The 15021-nt window shown below is 68.9% G+C and carries 14 protein-coding genes; 4 read left to right on the forward strand and 10 right to left on the reverse strand.

Going from position 1 to position 15021, the window contains the following annotated elements:
* Genes EII35_RS12100 through pta form a run of 4 tightly spaced genes read right to left on the reverse strand, consistent with a single transcriptional unit; the run spans nt 1 to nt 5034 of the window.
* A complete protein-coding gene (locus EII35_RS12100; protein WP_125228725.1) occupies nt 1-777 on the reverse strand; it encodes an SDR family NAD(P)-dependent oxidoreductase in 777 nt (258 codons plus the stop codon).
* Nucleotides 778-797: 20 nt separating this feature from the next.
* Nucleotides 798-1769, reverse strand: a complete 972-nt coding sequence (locus EII35_RS12105; RefSeq protein ID WP_125228726.1) for a 5'-nucleotidase — start codon at nt 1767-1769, stop codon at nt 798-800.
* A 4-nt stretch (nt 1770-1773) separates the two neighbouring features.
* Nucleotides 1774-2958: an acetate kinase gene (locus tag EII35_RS12110; protein ID WP_125228727.1), complete on the reverse strand. Its 1185-nt coding sequence runs from the start codon at nt 2956-2958 to the stop codon at nt 1774-1776.
* A gap of 15 nt (nt 2959-2973) precedes the next feature.
* Complete coding sequence (gene pta, locus EII35_RS12115; RefSeq protein ID WP_125228728.1) at nt 2974-5034, reverse strand: phosphate acetyltransferase; 2061 nt, start codon at nt 5032-5034, stop codon at nt 2974-2976.
* 116 nt (nt 5035-5150) lie between these two features.
* Between pta and aspA the strand changes: the two genes are divergently transcribed.
* Entirely contained in the window at nt 5151-6560 is a 1410-nt protein-coding gene (aspA, locus tag EII35_RS12120) for an aspartate ammonia-lyase (RefSeq protein WP_125228729.1), read from the forward strand.
* An 8-nt stretch (nt 6561-6568) separates the two neighbouring features.
* Here aspA and EII35_RS12125 read toward each other — a convergent pair whose 3' ends face one another.
* From EII35_RS12125 to EII35_RS12150, 6 genes are all read right to left on the reverse strand, one after another.
* Nucleotides 6569-7459, reverse strand: coding sequence for an HNH endonuclease (locus tag EII35_RS12125; RefSeq protein WP_125228730.1), 891 nt, complete (start codon nt 7457-7459; stop codon nt 6569-6571).
* 30 nt (nt 7460-7489) lie between these two features.
* The gene (locus EII35_RS12130) at nt 7490-7831 is read right to left on the reverse strand and encodes a DUF5713 family protein (protein WP_125228731.1); all 342 of its coding nucleotides are present in this window, start codon (nt 7829-7831) and stop codon (nt 7490-7492) included.
* 30 nt (nt 7832-7861) lie between these two features.
* Complete coding sequence (locus EII35_RS12135; RefSeq protein ID WP_125228740.1) at nt 7862-8053, reverse strand: hypothetical protein; 192 nt, start codon at nt 8051-8053, stop codon at nt 7862-7864.
* Nucleotides 8050-8823, reverse strand: a complete 774-nt coding sequence (locus EII35_RS12140; RefSeq protein WP_125228732.1) for a deoxyribonuclease IV — start codon at nt 8821-8823, stop codon at nt 8050-8052. The genes EII35_RS12135 and EII35_RS12140 overlap by 4 nt, the downstream gene beginning before the upstream one ends.
* A gap of 77 nt (nt 8824-8900) precedes the next feature.
* The gene (locus tag EII35_RS12145) at nt 8901-10169 is read right to left on the reverse strand and encodes a thioester domain-containing protein (protein WP_125228733.1); all 1269 of its coding nucleotides are present in this window, start codon (nt 10167-10169) and stop codon (nt 8901-8903) included.
* 97 nt (nt 10170-10266) lie between these two features.
* Nucleotides 10267-12195 (reverse strand): glycoside hydrolase family 13 protein, encoded by a 1929-nt coding sequence (locus EII35_RS12150; RefSeq protein ID WP_185744308.1) that lies wholly within the window; start codon nt 12193-12195, stop codon nt 10267-10269.
* Nucleotides 12196-12477: 282 nt separating this feature from the next.
* Here EII35_RS12150 and EII35_RS12155 point away from each other — a divergent pair, with 282 nt between their 5' ends.
* Genes EII35_RS12155 through EII35_RS12165 form a run of 3 tightly spaced genes read left to right on the forward strand, consistent with a single transcriptional unit; the run spans nt 12478 to nt 14746 of the window.
* Nucleotides 12478-12921 (forward strand): low molecular weight protein-tyrosine-phosphatase, encoded by a 444-nt coding sequence (locus tag EII35_RS12155; protein ID WP_125228735.1) that lies wholly within the window; start codon nt 12478-12480, stop codon nt 12919-12921.
* A gap of 54 nt (nt 12922-12975) precedes the next feature.
* Nucleotides 12976-13500 carry a SigE family RNA polymerase sigma factor gene (locus EII35_RS12160; RefSeq protein WP_125228736.1) on the forward strand — a complete coding sequence of 175 codons (525 nt, stop codon included), beginning with the start codon at nt 12976-12978 and terminating at the stop codon, nt 13498-13500.
* A gap of 1 nt (nt 13501) precedes the next feature.
* Nucleotides 13502-14746 carry a hypothetical protein gene (locus tag EII35_RS12165; protein WP_125228737.1) on the forward strand — a complete coding sequence of 415 codons (1245 nt, stop codon included), beginning with the start codon at nt 13502-13504 and terminating at the stop codon, nt 14744-14746.
* The last annotated feature ends 275 nt before the right edge of the window (nt 14747-15021 follow it).

Below are 15021 nucleotides of genomic sequence, written 5' to 3' on the forward strand. Positions count from 1 at the left end.
TCACTGCTTCCTCCGGCTGGCCGACAGCTTGCGCGAGAACCAGCGGATGAAGCCGCGCGGCCCGTGGTCGGCGATGAACAGCGCGATCTTCCACTTCAGCGTCGGCACCGACTCGATGCGGCCCCTCGCGACATCCGCCAGGCACTGCTTGACGAGGACGTCCGCGTCGATCCACACCACGTCCGGCAGGCTGTGGGCCTTGATCCCGGCCCGCTCGTGGAACTCGGTGCGGACCCAGCCGGGCAGCAGCGCCGTGACGGTGACCCCCGTGCCGCGCAGCTCCAGGGCCAGCCCCGTCGACCAGGTCCGCGCCCACGCCTTGATGGCCGAGTAGTTGCCGGTGAAGATCGCGCCCGAGGTGGAGGCGACGTTGATGATCCGGCCGTGGCCCCGCGCCTTCATCGCCCGTGCCGCGGCCCCGCCGAGGATCAGCATCGCCAGACACATCACGTCGAGGGCCCGCTCGTGGAGGTCCAGCTTCGTCTCGTCGAGCAGGGAGGCGTGCAGCCCGAACCCGGCGTTGTTGACGAGCATGTCCACGGGCGCGGCCGTGTCCTCCAGCCGCTCGGCGACGGCGAGCACCTGCTCCCGGACGGAGAGGTCGGCCTGCATCACCTCGACATCCACCCCGTGGACCTGCTGCAGCTCCTCTGCGACGGCGTCGAGGCGCGGCAGATCCCGGGCGACCAACACGAGGTCGTGGCCCCGGGCGGCCAGTTCTCGGGCAAAGGCGTTGCCGATTCCGGCGGTCGCTCCGGTGATCAGTGCTCGTGCCATGGGGTCAACGGTAGTCCCCCTCAGGGCAGGGAAGAAATACCTCTCCGCGGCTGGTGGGGAAGTGACAAGCCGGTGGCCGGTTGCTTGTCGGATCCGGCATCGACGTTGGCCACCCCGAACGGGACGTGGACGGCCGGGGCGTGCTGGAGGTTCTCGAGGTTGCCCATCTGGTCGTCGAAGAAGATGTGCGGGCGCAGGACCTCCAGGACCGACGCCTTGTCGAGACCGCCCAGGAAGAACGCCTCATCCACCCGGAGCCCCCAGGCCAGCAGGCTCCGGACGGCCCGCTCATGGGCTGGGGCGGAGCGTGCCGTGACCAGCGCGATGCGCAGCCGACCCGGACCGCGCCCCCGCTCGGCCTCGGCGGCCTGGATGCGGTTCAGCCCCTGGAGGAAGCCGGCCAGCGGCCCCTGCGGCAGGGGAAGGTCGGCGTGGGTCGCCTCATGGTGGGCGAAACCGGTGAGTCCCTTCTCGCGGAACAGCCGCTCCGACGAGTCGTCGGCCAGCACCCCGTCGAAGTCGAAGGCGACGCGGAGGCTCTCCCCGTCGTCGTCGGGGACCGGACCCTTCAGCACCCGACCCGCCGGGAGGCCGCTGCTGATGGCCTGCGCGACGTCTCCCTCGTGGGAGGTGAGGAACAACGACATGTCCAGGGCCCGCATGAACTCGAAGGAACTGAGCCCCTCCCGGAACACGGCCCGGCTGATGGGCAGCCCCGCCGAGGTGATCGAGCGCATCACCCTGAGCCCCGTCTCGGCGCTGTTGCGCGACATCACGATGACGTCGACGGCGCCGGGCACGACCTCGTTCAGCCCCAGCAGCCGCCGCAGGAAGGGCTGCGCAGGTCCAGCGGCGAGGGGGTCGTCGAGGTGTTCCTCCTGGTACCTGCGGTACGCCTCCACCCCCTGCTCGCGATGGACCCTGTCGGACTCCGACAGGTCGAACAGGGCGCTGCTGGCGACACCGAGCGTCAGCAGGGGGCGGGGCTCCACCGGGTCAGGCCCCGATCACCCGCAGGGTGTCCTCGGCCATCGCGAGCTCCTCGTTCGTCGGCACGACGACGACCTTCACGGGCGAGTCCGCCGTCGAGATGAGACGGGGCTCCTTGCTGCGGGTCTCGTTGGCGGCATCATCGAGATGGAAGCCGAGCGCGTGGAGGCGGCGCACCGCCGGGCCACGCACGTGGGCGGCGTTCTCGCCGATGCCGGCGGTGAACACCAGCGCATCCGCCCCGCCCAGCACCGCCATGTAGGCGCCGATGTAGGAGATGAGACGGTGAATGTAGACGTCGAGGGCGAGCTTCGCGTCGGCGTTGCCCTTCCCGATCTCCGCCTCGACGTCACGCATGTCGGTGAAACCGCACAGCCCTGCCATGCCGGACTGCTTGTTGAGCAGGGTGTCGATCTCGTCGATGCTCATGCCGTGGCCGGCGAGGAACTTGAACACGCCCGGGTCGATGTCGCCGGAGCGGGTGCCCATGACCAGACCCTGCAGGGGGGTCAGCCCCATCGACGTGTCCACCGCGACGCCGCCGTCGATCGCGGAGATGGAGGCCCCGTTGCCGAGGTGGCAGACGATGAGCTTCAGTTCCTCGATGGGGCGGCCCAGGAACTCAGCGGTCCGCTTCGACACGTATCCGTGGGAGGTGCCGTGGAAGCCGTAGCGACGCAGCCCGTGGGTCTCGGTCAGTTCCTTCGGGATGGCGTAGGTGTAGGACTCGGCGGGCAGGGTGGAGAAGAACGCCGTGTCGAAGATCGCGACGTGTGGGACGTCGGGCAGGAGGGCCATCGCCGCGTTGATGCCCGCGATGCCGGGTGGGTTGTGGAGGGGGGCGAGGTCGGACAGCTCCTCGAGCTTGGCGATCACCTCGTCGGTGATGATCGTCGACTCACGGAACGTCGAGCCGCCGTGGACGGTGCGGTGCCCGACGGCCATGACCCCGTCGAGGAACGGCCCGTGCTCCTTGAACGCCGCGACGACCCCCGCGAAGGCGGCCGTGTGGTCGGCGAACGGCTGCTCGGTCCGGAACTCCTCCCCGTCCACCTCGTGGACCAGGTTGCCCTGCTCCTGACCGATGCGCTCGACAAGCCCGACGGCCAGCGGCCCGCCGACCTCGGCGTCGAACAGCTGGTACTTCATGGATGACGAGCCGCAGTTCAGCAGCAGGATGTGCTTCGACACGAGGTGATTCCTTCTTCAGTTGGTCTGGGCCTGGATGGCCGTGATGGTGATGGTGGAGACGATGTCGTCGACCAGCGCCCCGCGGGAGAGGTCGTTGACGGGCTTGCGCAGCCCCTGCAGGACCGGGCCGATCGCGACGGCACCGGAGGTGCGCTGCACGGCCTTGTAGGTGTTGTTGCCCGTGTTGAGGTCCGGGAAGATGAACACCGTCGCCCGACCCGCGACCTCCGAGTCCGGCATCTTCTTCGCGGCCACAACGGAGTCGACGGCGGCGTCGAACTGGATCGGCCCCTCGACCTTCAGGTCCGGCTGCTTCTCCTTCGCGATCCGGGTGGCCTCACGCACCAGGTCGACGTCCTCGCCGGAGCCGGAGTCGCCCGTCGAGTAGGACAGCATCGCCACGCGCGGCTCGACCCCGAAGCTGACGGCGGTCTCGGCGGAGGAGATGGCGATGTCGGCGAGCTGCTCGGCCGTCGGGTTCGGATTGACGGCGCAGTCGGCGTAGACGACGACCCGGCTCGACATCGACATCAGGAACGATCCCGAGACGACGGACACGCCCGGCTTGGTCTTGACGAACTCCAGGGATGGACGGATCGTGTTGGCGGTGGTGTTCACCGCACCCGAGACCATGCCGTCGGCCATCCCGAGGTGGACCATCATGGTGCCGAAGTAGGACAGGTCCGTGAGCTTCTCCCGGGCCTGCTCGATGGTGACGCCCTTGTGGGCGCGAAGCGTCGCGTATTCGTTGGCGAAACGCTCGACCAGCTCCGCGTCCGTCGGGTTGACGATCGCGGCCTTCGACAGGTTGAGGCCCAGCTCGGCGGCACGACGTGCGATGACCGCGGGATCGCCGAGCAGGATGATCTCGGCCACGCCCCGCTGCAGCACGATGTCGGCGGCGCGCAGGATCCGGTCGTCGGTGGATTCGGGCAGCACGATCCGCTTGAGGTGCCTGCGGGCCATCTGCATGAGCTGGTGCTCGAACATCGTGGGGGTGCGGATCTCGGAGCGCGGCAGGTCGATGGCCTTCAGCAGCGCCTCCTCGTCGACATGACGGTCGAACAGGTCGCGGGCCACCTCGATCTTGCGGGGGGATGCGGTGGAGATGCCGGAGACCCCCTGCAGCACGACGGCGGTGCTGAAGGTGTCGAGGCGGGTGCGGCCGATCGGCAGGTCGACCTCCGTCGAGCCGAGGAGGTTCGCGACACTGTCGGGCACGTCGAAGCCGCCGGTCATGACGATCGACGCGAGCGGCCCGTAGGTGGAGGAACGGTGCGCCATGATGAGCGGCGGCAGCAGGTCCAGTCGGTCAGCCGGGACGATCACCGTCGCCTCCCGGCGCAGGTGGTCGAGCACGTTCGGCAGGGTCATGCCCGCGACGATGGTGTGGAGGGACTCCTTCGCGAGGAAGTCGGGGTTGCCGCGCCACAGCTCCGCCTCGACCGCCTCGAACTGGGCGGCGACGGAGGGTGCGGGCAGGACCGGCTCGCCCGGGAACACCGACACCGCGACGTCGCGCACCTCGCGCAGGGCGGTCGCGATGGCGTCGACCTGGTCCTCGGCGGCCCGGGTGCCCATGATCCCGACGACGGTGTTGTCCCGGGCCTCGAAGACCTCGATGGCCTCCTCGGCGAGGCGCCGAACCTCCTCGATGGTGCGGTCCGCGGTGCGGCACACGTAGATGATGGGTGTGTTGAGGTTCGCGGCGATCTGCGCGTTCGTGTCGAGCTCGGTCCCGACCGTGAGGTCGGCGAAGTCGGAGCCGATGACCACGACCACGTCGTGGCGCTCCGCCAGGGCCGAGTACTTGGCGACGATGTGGTCAAGGCTCGCGGCGGGGTCGTCGGCCCAGGTCTCGTAGGTGACGCCGACGCATTCCTCCACCCCCTGCGGCGGGACGGCCTTCGCGTTGAGCAGGGCCGTGGCGATGGGGTCGGCGTCCAGTGACGGGACGAGTGGACGGAAGAAGCCCACCGACTTCACTTGACGCGCGAACAGCTCCACAACTCCCAGCGCGATGGCGCTCTTGTTGACCTGACGCTCCGATGCGGCGATGAAAACACTCTTGGTCACGAGAGCCAGACTATATCCTCTCCGCCCTGGGTGCTGATGCGGCGGATGCCGCCTGCGTGGGTTAACGTGGCCTTCTCCCCGACGAGGGGCGTCGGGGTGCTGCTCGAAGGAATGCAATGACGCGCATCGAGACGGACCTGCTCGGGTCCCGCGAGATCCCCGACGACGCCTGGTACGGCATCCACACGCTGCGAGCGGTGGAGAACTTCCCGGTGTCGGGGACGCCGGTCAGTTCGATCCCGGAACTCATCCGGGGAATGGTGTTGGTGAAGAAGGCGGCCACGCTGGCGAACCTGCAGCTGGGGGCGTTGCCGGGGGACATCGGCAACGCGATCCTCGGCGCCTGCGACGACGTCCTGGTCGAGGGGCGCTGCCTCGACCAGTTCCCCATCGACGTCTTCCAGGGTGGGGCGGGGACGTCGCTCAACATGAACACCAACGAGGTGCTGGCCAACCTGGCCCTGGCACGGCTGGGCCTGGAGAAGGGGCGTTACGACATCATCGACCCCAACGACCACGTCAACCGCAGCCAGTCCACCAACGACGCCTACCCGACGGGGTTCCGGGTGGCCGTCGACGACCGGTTCGGGCGTCTTGTCGAGGCGGTGCGGCAGCTGGCGGACGCGTTCAAGGCCAAGGGGAGGGAGTTCGCGGACGTGGTGAAGCTGGGGCGCACCCAGCTGCAGGACGCGGTTCCGATGACGCTCGGGCAGGAGTTCACGGCCTTCGGTGTGACCCTGGCCGAGGAGGTCCGGCACCTCGACTACGCCAGGGGGCTGCTGCTCGAGGTGAACCTCGGCGCCACCGCCATCGGCACCGGCCTCAACACACCCTCCGGCTACCAGGAACTGGCGGTGGCTCACCTGGCGAGGATGACGGGACGCCCCGTCGTGCCCGCCCCGGATCTCATCGAGGCGACCTCCGACACGGGGGCCTACGTCATGGTCCATGCCACCTGCAAGCGGCTGGCCTGCAAGCTGTCGAAGGTCTGCAACGACCTCAGGCTGCTGTCGTCGGGTCCCAGGGCGGGACTGGGCGAGATCAAGCTGCCGGAGATGCAGGCGGGCAGCTCGATCATGCCCGCCAAGGTCAACCCGGTCATCCCCGAGGTGGTCAACCAGGTGACCTTCAAGGTGCGGGGCAACGACGTCACCGTCGGACTCGGTGCCGAGGCCGGGCAACTCCAGCTCAACGCGATGGAGCCGGTCATCGCGCAGGCGATCTTCGAGTCGGTGGCGCTGCTCATCTCCGGGTGTGACGTGCTGCGGGAGCGGTGCGTCGAGGGCATCACCGCGAACCGGGAGGTGTGCGAACGTTACGTCCGCGAGTCGATCTCGATGGTGACGCTGCTCAACGACCACATCGGACACCGGGCCGGTGACGAGGTGGGGCGGGAAGCGGCGGCGACGGGGCGCTCGGTGCGGGACATCGTCGTCGAGCGGGGCCTCATGGATGCGACCACCGTCGATCACCTGTTGTCGATGGAGAACCTGTGCAGCGGCCGGGGACGGGGCCCCTGCCAGTGAGCACCCTCTCAGGCCATGAGGAACCGGGCGTAGCGTTCCTCGAGGCGGGTCGGGTCCGGCCGTTGTGCTGCTGAGCGGGGCAGGATCTCCAGGCTGCGGTTGTGCACGCCCTGGATGCCTCCGGCGAGCATCCAGCCGTCGCGCTCGGCCAGGACGTCGTCGCGGACGTGCAGCGTCAGGTCCGGGCGGATGCCGAGGATGTTCGTGTCGTAGGCCGCGTGGTGGATCTTGCACAGCGAGATGCCGTTGGGGACGACGGCGTTGCCGCGCGGCAGGCCGTCCTCGATGATGTGGGCGGCATCGAGCAGCTCCGAGTGCTTGAGACGGCAGATGCTGCACTTGCCGTCGTAGGCGAGTAGCACCTGGGTGCGGAAGATGCGCTGGTGGAGCCGCTGTTTGGTGACCCGCTCCGTCCAGGCCCGGCGATCCGGTTCGAGGGCGCCGGGGTTGAGGTCGCGTTGGCTTGCGTCGAGGGCGAGGGTGAACTCGTGGTTCCTCGGGTCGTCCCCGATGACGTACACCGGGTAGATCGCCTGGTACCGCCCCTTCGCGACCCCGACGAACCAGATGAGCGGCAGCCGATCCAGCATCGCCCGTCGCAGCGCCACGTTGTTCCGGGCCTCCGGGTCGGTCCCCTGGTACTTGTAACGCTGGAGGCCATCTGGCCCGATCGCATCCTCGTAGGGCGGGCTCTGGCCGTCGGGGGTGTGGACGGTCCTGATCGACAGCGCGGCCCCGACCCCCTTCGGGACCCGGATGCCCCGCACCCGATCGAGCAGCGGGACGCGTTCCCCGTCGTACTCGAACGTCGACAGCCATGCGAAGTCCACCAGCGGTGACGGGCTGGCGTCCAGCCACCTCATCGCGGCTTCGCGAAGCTCGATCTCCGGGAGGGCCATGGGCCCAGGGTAACGACGAGGCGGCGCGGGTCACCAGTCCCGCGGCGAGATCAGCTCCTCCCCGTCGGCATCGTCGAACCCGTAGGTCTCCGCGATGAAACGCATGTCCGCGCCGATGCTCTCCCGGGCGACGGTCTCGATCTCGCTGTCCGCCTCGTCGAACTCCTCCGCCAGATCGTTGAACCGCTCTGTGGCGGCATGGGTGAGGGCGTACAGGCCGGCCAGGTCGGCAGGAGGTGTGGTCTCGATCTCAACACACAGCTCCCTGAGGATCTCCTGGCCTTTGGTCACCAGGTGGGGCGGGTAGTAGGCGTCGCCGACCATGTCGGCGAGGAACACGTGATCGGTCAGGGCGGGATGGGATGGCTGCATGGCTGCTCCTCGTGGTGTGGGTCGGTGGGGTCAGGGGCGACGCTGCCGGGCGGCCTCGACCTCGGGTCGGATCGTACCGTCGGCGTTCATGGGGGTCCAGGGCTCGGAGGGCACCCATTCGGAGGTGCAGCCGGAGCACTCGAAGACCGGCTCGCCCTCCAGTTCCCGGGAAGTCGGGCGCCAGTCGCAGCGGGAGCGGCAGCTGTTCTGCGCCAGGGTCATGACGCCACCGCCCCGCGCAGCCACGCGATCTCGTCACGGTGGTTCGCCGCCGGGGTCTCCAGCACGACGGGGGCGTCCGCGTCGCGGAGGATCGCCAACAGCACCTCCGCGTCGATCATCCCGTCGCCCCACGGGGCGTGGCGGTCGCGCCCGGAGCCGGGGGCGTCGGCGGAGTCGTTGCAGTGGACGAGGTCGATGCGTCCGGTGATCGCCCGCACGTCGTCGACGACGGTGGTGAGGTCCAGCCCGGCGGCGTGGGCGTGGCAGGTGTCGAGGCACAGCCCCACCCGGGGCAGGTTCTCGGAACCGTCGAGGGTCTCCCAGAGCGTCGCCATGGCGTCGAGATGGCGCATCATCGCCTTTTTGCCGCCGGCGGTGTTCTCGATGAGAACCGGGACCTTGGGGTCGAGGCCGTCGATGCACTTGCGCCAGTTGTCGCGGCCGAGCTGCGGGTCCTCGTCGGCGGTGACGTGGCCGCCGTGGACGATCACGCCCTCGGCGCCCAGCTCGGCGGCGGCGTCGATGGTCTGCTGGAGCAGTTTCCGGGACGGGATGCGGATGCGGTTGTTCGTCGAGGCGACGTTGATGACGTAGGCGGCGTGCACGAACAGGCCGATCCCGGCCGCGCCGGCCGTCTCGGCGAGCCCCTCGGGAACGACGGGTTTCTTCCAGGACTGCGGGTCCCCGAGTGTGATCTGGGCGACCTCCGCCTTGACGGCGACAGCCTGGGAGATCGCGTTCTGGAGGTCCACGTGACAACCGATCCTCATGGAACCAGAAGCGTACGCAAAAGTTGGGGCCCGCGCGGGATCATCCGCGCGGGCCCCAACCGAAGGGGGAGAGGGGATCAGAAGCCGGTCTTGGGGAGGCCGGGCTTCTTGGGGACCGGGTTGCTCGGCGTCGGCACGTTCGGAGCGGGGGTGCTCGGGGCAGGCGTGCTGGGAGCCGGGGTGCTCGGAGCGGGCGTGCTGGGAGCCGGGGTGCTCGGGGCAGGCGTGCTGGGAGCCGGGGTGCTCGGGGCAGGCGTGCTCGGAGCGGGGGTGCTCGGGGCAGGCGTGCTGGGAGCGGGGGTGCTCGGGGCAGGAACACTCGGCGACGGGGTCGGGCTCGGGGTGGGCGTCGGAGCCGGGGCAGGCTTGGCGTCCCAGGTCACCTTGGCCTCGGCGTCGACCTGCTTCGGGGTGGAGTGCACGAGGATGATGGTCTGGGTGCGCTGGTTCTTGCCCACCAGCAGCTGGCCCGCGTTGGCGTGCCCGAACAGCGACGACTTGAGCACTGCCTCGCCCGCGGGGGCATCAGCGGGGACGTCGAGGAAGAGCTTCACACCCGTCGGGACGGCCTGGGGGTCAACCGGGGTGCCGTCCTCGGTCACCAGGTCGTAGGGCAGCTTCTCCAGGAGCTTGACGGTGCCGGCGGTGGACTCGACGACGATCGGACCGAGCTTGGTGCCCGCCTCGCCAACACCCTCGGGAACCACGAACCTCAGGGCCGGGCCGGAGGTCTCCTGCATGCCGGTGTTGTTCTCGCCCAGGAGGTAGTCGTACAGCTTCTTGACGCGCTGCTGGCGCGCCTGGTCGGTGTCGACGTGCTCGGCGTAGTGCGACCACAGCACGCCGCGGAAGTCGTAGCCGTTGGTGAGGTGCCAGATGGCGGCCTGGGTGGCGGTCACGGCCTCCTTGTCGGTGAGGCCCTCAACGCCAGCAGCCTTCGCGATCTCCTCGACGGAGACCTGCGGGTAGCTGCGCTGCACGATCCAGCCGACCTTCGCGCGGACGCCTGCGTCGGTCTTGAAGCGGTTCGTGCCGGGGAACTGGTCCCAGCCCACCTGCTGCAGGTCGGTGCCCCAGGCGGCGTGCACGTCGAGCTCGATGCAGTAGGCGTAGAACTTCTCGCCCGCAGCGTTGCTGTGGACCGCGAGGAGCTGGGTGGACATCGGCTTGCCGTCGCGGTCCACGTAGTGGCCGTAGAACAACTCCTGGGAGCTGCCCAGCTTCGGGTAGCCAGCTTCGTACTGTTCGGCGCGTGCCTGCGGGGAGATGAGGGCGCTGAACGCGAGCGCAACCGCCATCATCACGGCGAAGGCCGGCCGAAGAATCGCGCGGTTGGGGTTGCGCATGACTCTTCCTCCGAAAGTCAGATGGGTTCAAGGCGGCCTACTGAACTTTCGGCCAGGGCCAACATACCCTTTCGGGAGGCCCAAGGGAAATCGGAGTTTACTTTGGCGTGTCGTCCTTCCGGCCTTCACGTTCGACCACCCGGCACACGAGGGCCTCGTACGGGCGCATCGGCTGCGTGCGATCCGGGGCGGTGCCCACCACCACCTCCAGCGGCCGGTCCCGATGCCGTCGCTTCAACTCCCGCGGGGAGAGGTTCACCTCGATGAACCACCGGTCCCCGTCGTGCTCCCGGAACCATGCGAAGTAGTCCCGCACCTTGTGATCGATGAATCGGATGGCGCCGAGCCGCAGCGTCGGTTCCCGGCGACGGAGCCGGATCAGGTCCTGGTGGAAGCGCAGCACCGAACCCGGATCCCGCTCCTGCTCCTCGACGGTGTGCCCCACCGAGTCCTCGAACCCGGCCAGCCATGGAACGCCGTCGGTGAATCCCAGCCCCGGGCGTCGTGACCACCGCATCGGAACCCGGGCGTGATCTCGGGAACCGGCCATCACCTTCGGCCAGGCGGTTGGTCCTTCTGTTGCAAGAAGATTGAGCGATTCGACGTCGCGCAGCGCCGACGGATCCGGGAAATCCTGGTTCACCGCGCCGATTTCCTGGCCCTGGAAGATGAACGGGGTGCCGCGCATCGTGAGCAGCATCGTCGCGAGGGCCTTGCCGAGGGCCGTGCGGAAACGCGGGTCCGGGTTGACCTTCGAGATCATGCGCGGGTTGTCGTGGTTCTCGAAGAACAGGGTCTGCCAGTCCTCGGAACCGAGCCGACTCTGGTAGTCGATCCAGTACTGCTTGAGGAAGTTCAGGTCGTAGGCGTAGTCGTCCCACCGGACGTGGCCCGGCGACTCGAGATGGTCGAAGCTGAACACGAGATCCAGTTCGCCGCGTCCCGCATTCGTCAACAGCCGCCCCGTCTCCACCCCGACCCCCGGCCCCTCGCCGATCATGACGGGGAGGGCGTCACCGCCAGGGGTCTCCGTGCCGGGTGCGACATCCCTGCGGGTGAATCCCTCCCGACGCAGTTCGGCCAGATGGTCGTGGAGACGGGGGCCGTGGAAGTAGTGCTCCACGCCGGTGAACCCCATGAGCTGCCCCACGACGGGATTGCCGTCGGGCAGGCCGTCGCGTTTCGAGATGTAGTTGATGACATCGAGGCGGAAGCCGTCGATGCCCCTGTCGAGCCAGAACCGGACGATGTCGGCGACCTCGCGGCGCACCGCGGGGTTCTCCCAGTTGAGGTCCGGTTGCTCGGGGGTGAACAGGTGCAGCACCCACGTGTCGTCGATGCGTCGCCAGGCCGGGCCGGAGAAGAAGGAGGTCCAGTTGTTCGGTGGCTCCTCCCCGTTGCGGAGGAAGTAGAAGTCACGGTGGTCGCCCCCCGCGAGGGCGTCGCGGAACCAGGGGTGCTCATCGGAGGTGTGGTTGACGACGAGGTCCAGGATGATGCGCATGTCGCGTCGGTGGCAGGAGGCGACGAGCTCGTCGAGGTCGGCCATCGTGCCCATCTCCGTCATGATCTGCCGGTAGTCGGAGATGTCGTAGCCCATGTCCTTGTTCGGCGAGGCGAAGATGGGGGACAGCCAGAGGCAGTCGACGCCGAGCCGCTCCAGGTGGGGCAGGTGCTCGATGATGCCGCGGAGGTCGCCGATGCCGTCGCCGTCGCTGTCGGCGAAGGAACGCGGGTAGATCTGGTAGAACACCGCCTGTTTCCACCACGTCGCCCGGATCGGCCCGTCGCTGCGGGGGAGGGGCTCGGGGCAGGTGGCGAGGAGGTCGAGGAGGGTCTCCATGAAATTGGAGCCGAGGAAGCGCTCCACGAGGGGCTCCAGACTGGACAGCCTCAGCCGGGAGACGAGCGGGTTGGTGGCCCATGCCCGGCTGCGGCCGGCCTGCAGCAGGACCTTGTCGATGATGTCGCGCCCGAGTGGGTGCGCGTAGACCTCGGCAACGGTGGCGGTTCGATCCAGCTTCACAGGCCCCATCGTGCCGGAGGTGCCGAGCGGTTGTGGGGCATTCTCAGAGAGTGCGCGAATAGGCGCATCTACTGCGGTCGCCCCGGTGACCCCCTGGCGGCGTTGTCCTCCTCGAACGCACGATCCAGTGCGCTCCTCGTCGTCCGCCTTGCCAAGAGGCCACCGTGACGATCCTCGTGACGATCCCCCTATCCGCGCACCCTCTCAGCAGAAGAACCGGCGTGGCTGGACGGTCGTGGTCCGGTTCGACCATCGGGGAGGGGTGCCCTCTACACTCTGGCCATGAGCAAACTGGTGTTCGTGTGCTGGGGCAACATCTGCCGCTCCCCGATGGCGGAGCGGGTCGCCAGACGGATGGCGGCCGAACGGGGGCTCGACGTGGAGATCACCAGCGTCGGCATCTCCTCCGAGGAGTCCGGGAACCCGATCGACCGACGCGCCGTCGCCGTCCTCACCGGGGCGGGATACGACGCGTCCGGGCACCGCGCCAGGCGGGTCAGCCGCGACGACCTCGTCGACGCCGACCTCGTCGTCGCCGCGGAGGGCATGCACATCGACAGACTGCGCGGAATCCACCCCGAGGGCACCTACGCGCTCCTCAACGACTTCAACCCCGACCTCAAGGGAACCGATCTCCGGGACCCCTGGTACGGGCCCGCGAGCGGTTTCCACGAGACCCTCGCCGACATCGAGGCGGCGATGCCTGGCATTCTCGACACCCTCTGAACGGACAGAACCTTTTCGACCCCGAGCGCGTTTGCGGGGTGAAAGGGGGTCGGGATGCCGACAAGAACTGAAGTACAGGAACACTTCTCCGAATTCGTCGCCGCCCATCTCGACCTGCTGGTCAGGATCGCCCGTTCCCTGACCGGCAGCGCCGAGTCCGCCGACGACCTGGCCCAGACCGCGCTCGAGAAGGCGTATCGGTCGTGGCCGAAGGTGATGACCATGGCGGAGCCGCTCGCCTACGTGCGGCGGATCCTCGTGAACTCCGCCTACGACGCGTGGCGCCGCAGGACGCGCCTGAGACACATCCTCGGCGTGCGCGCCGACGTCGAGGACCCGCCCGCGACGAGCCGTTGGGGCAACAGCGAGGACACCGTCGACTCGCTGTCCCGGATCGACGCGCTCATGCGGCCCCTCACCGCGAAGGAACGCGCCGTGGTGACGCTCCGTTTCCTCGTCGGCCTCACCGAGGCCGAGACCGCCTGGGAGCTGGGCATCGCCCTCGGCACCGTCAAATCAACCGCCGCCCGCGCCCTCAACCGGATGCGCGTGGCCGAACACCAGCGAAGCGGAGTCTGACATGGACACCCACGATCTCAAGAACCTTTTCGACAGCCCCTCCGGGACGGCACTCGACGCGACGACGGTCCTGCAGCATGCGGAACGCAGTCGTCGGCGGCGGGTCCGCGTCACCGCACTCGGCATCGCCGCCGTCACGACGATGGTCGTGGGGGTGGGTGCCCTCGTCGTCGTGGACCGGGTCAGCCGCCCCGGACCGGATGTGCTCGCCACACCCGTGCCGACGGTGAGCGCCGAACCCACCCCGGAGCCGACGGAGGCACCCCCGGTCACACCCACCGCGGAGTCCACGAGCGCGCCGGCCCCGGGCGTCGTCGAGCCCGAGCCGCCGGTGGCGTACCCACAGGTGCGGTGCGAGATCGGCGTCCCCGAGTCCTGGCGACAGCTGCTGGAGGCGGCCCCCGAATCCAAGCGCAACCAGGAACTCCTGCCCCTCGAGCGGGGAGGATTCGTGCGACTGACGACGTCGCAGGTCGTGTGGGAGCGCCCCGGCGAGGAGCCGCTGACGATCCACGAGGGCGCGATCAGGTATCCCTCGCTCGCCGGCGACGGGCGGTTCGTGGCCTTCGGGGTGGGCGGCGGGGGCATCCTGGTGTGGGACGCGGCATCCCCGGAGCAGGCGGCCCGTGACATCGGCGGCGAAGTGACCTGGGACGTCGCCTCCCTCGACATCTCCGAGGGCCAGCTCTGGTTCGCGGCCATCGAGGAGCCGGAGGACCACGACCCGCTCAACGGGCACACCACCTTCCACCACGCCGACCTCACCGCGGGGGGAGCCCTCACCCGCGTCGGCCGGTTCGAGAACACCCTGCCGGGACCCGTCATCGGCGGGATGGCGCAGCTCACCTCCCGGAGCGAGGCCGCCCGGTTCCTCTCACCGGACGGCACGATCACCCCGATCGAGACCGCGACGCAGGAGGCCGGGGTCATCGCCCGCACCGGCGACGTCCGGCTCCTCGGCTCCACCCGGGAGGGTTTCGCGCCCGGATGGCTGTGGAGCCCCCACTGGGACAGCACCTTCCCGATCAGCGGGGTCAGCGGCATGGCAGGGGACCTGGTCGCCGAGTCCCCCAACCTCCTCATCAACATCCGCACCGGGGTCTCCGTCCGGTTCGGCGACGACGAGATGGTCAGGCTCTCGGGTGAGGGCGGTGCCGCCCGGCTCGACGTCGAGGAGGGCTTCGGCGACGGGGCGCGGTCCCGGACGATCGCTCTGCGGGATCTGCCCGCGGCGCAGTGCAGCTGAACCATCCCAACCGGTGGTGGGTTGAGACCGCCCCGGCCCCCGGCCCGCCACCACGACCCCTGGCCGGGGGCCGGGGTTCCATTGTGCCGCGGATGTGAACCTCGGCGGGGATGTGGGTCGTCTGGATGGGTGAAAGGAGGGTGACATGCCAACCAGCGTGGAGGTTCAGGAGAACTTCGACGATTTCGTCAGTGCGAATCTGTCGCATCTGGTGAAGATCGCCCGGTCATTGACGGGTGGCGCCGATGCTGCTGATGAATTGGTGCAGACGGCGA

The organism is Arachnia propionica (assembly GCF_003932785.1).
GTDB classification, from domain to species: Bacteria; Actinomycetota; Actinomycetes; order Propionibacteriales; family Propionibacteriaceae; genus Arachnia; species Arachnia propionica_B.

Coding starts and splice junctions, on each gene's coding strand:
- EII35_RS12100 (WP_125228725.1), bottom strand. CDS start 777: ATGGCACGAGCACTGATCACCGGAGCGACCGCCGGAATCGGCAACGCC.
- aspA (WP_125228729.1), top strand. CDS start 5,151: ATGACGCGCATCGAGACGGACCTGCTCGGGTCCCGCGAGATCCCCGAC.
- EII35_RS12125 (WP_125228730.1), bottom strand. CDS start 7,459: ATGGCCCTCCCGGAGATCGAGCTTCGCGAAGCCGCGATGAGGTGGCTG.
- EII35_RS12130 (WP_125228731.1), bottom strand. CDS start 7,831: ATGCAGCCATCCCATCCCGCCCTGACCGATCACGTGTTCCTCGCCGAC.
- EII35_RS12135 (WP_125228740.1), bottom strand. CDS start 8,053: ATGACCCTGGCGCAGAACAGCTGCCGCTCCCGCTGCGACTGGCGCCCG.
- EII35_RS12140 (WP_125228732.1), bottom strand. CDS start 8,823: ATGAGGATCGGTTGTCACGTGGACCTCCAGAACGCGATCTCCCAGGCT.
- EII35_RS12145 (WP_125228733.1), bottom strand. CDS start 10,169: ATGCGCAACCCCAACCGCGCGATTCTTCGGCCGGCCTTCGCCGTGATG.
- EII35_RS12155 (WP_125228735.1), top strand. CDS start 12,478: ATGAGCAAACTGGTGTTCGTGTGCTGGGGCAACATCTGCCGCTCCCCG.
- EII35_RS12160 (WP_125228736.1), top strand. CDS start 12,976: ATGCCGACAAGAACTGAAGTACAGGAACACTTCTCCGAATTCGTCGCC.
- EII35_RS12165 (WP_125228737.1), top strand. CDS start 13,502: ATGGACACCCACGATCTCAAGAACCTTTTCGACAGCCCCTCCGGGACG.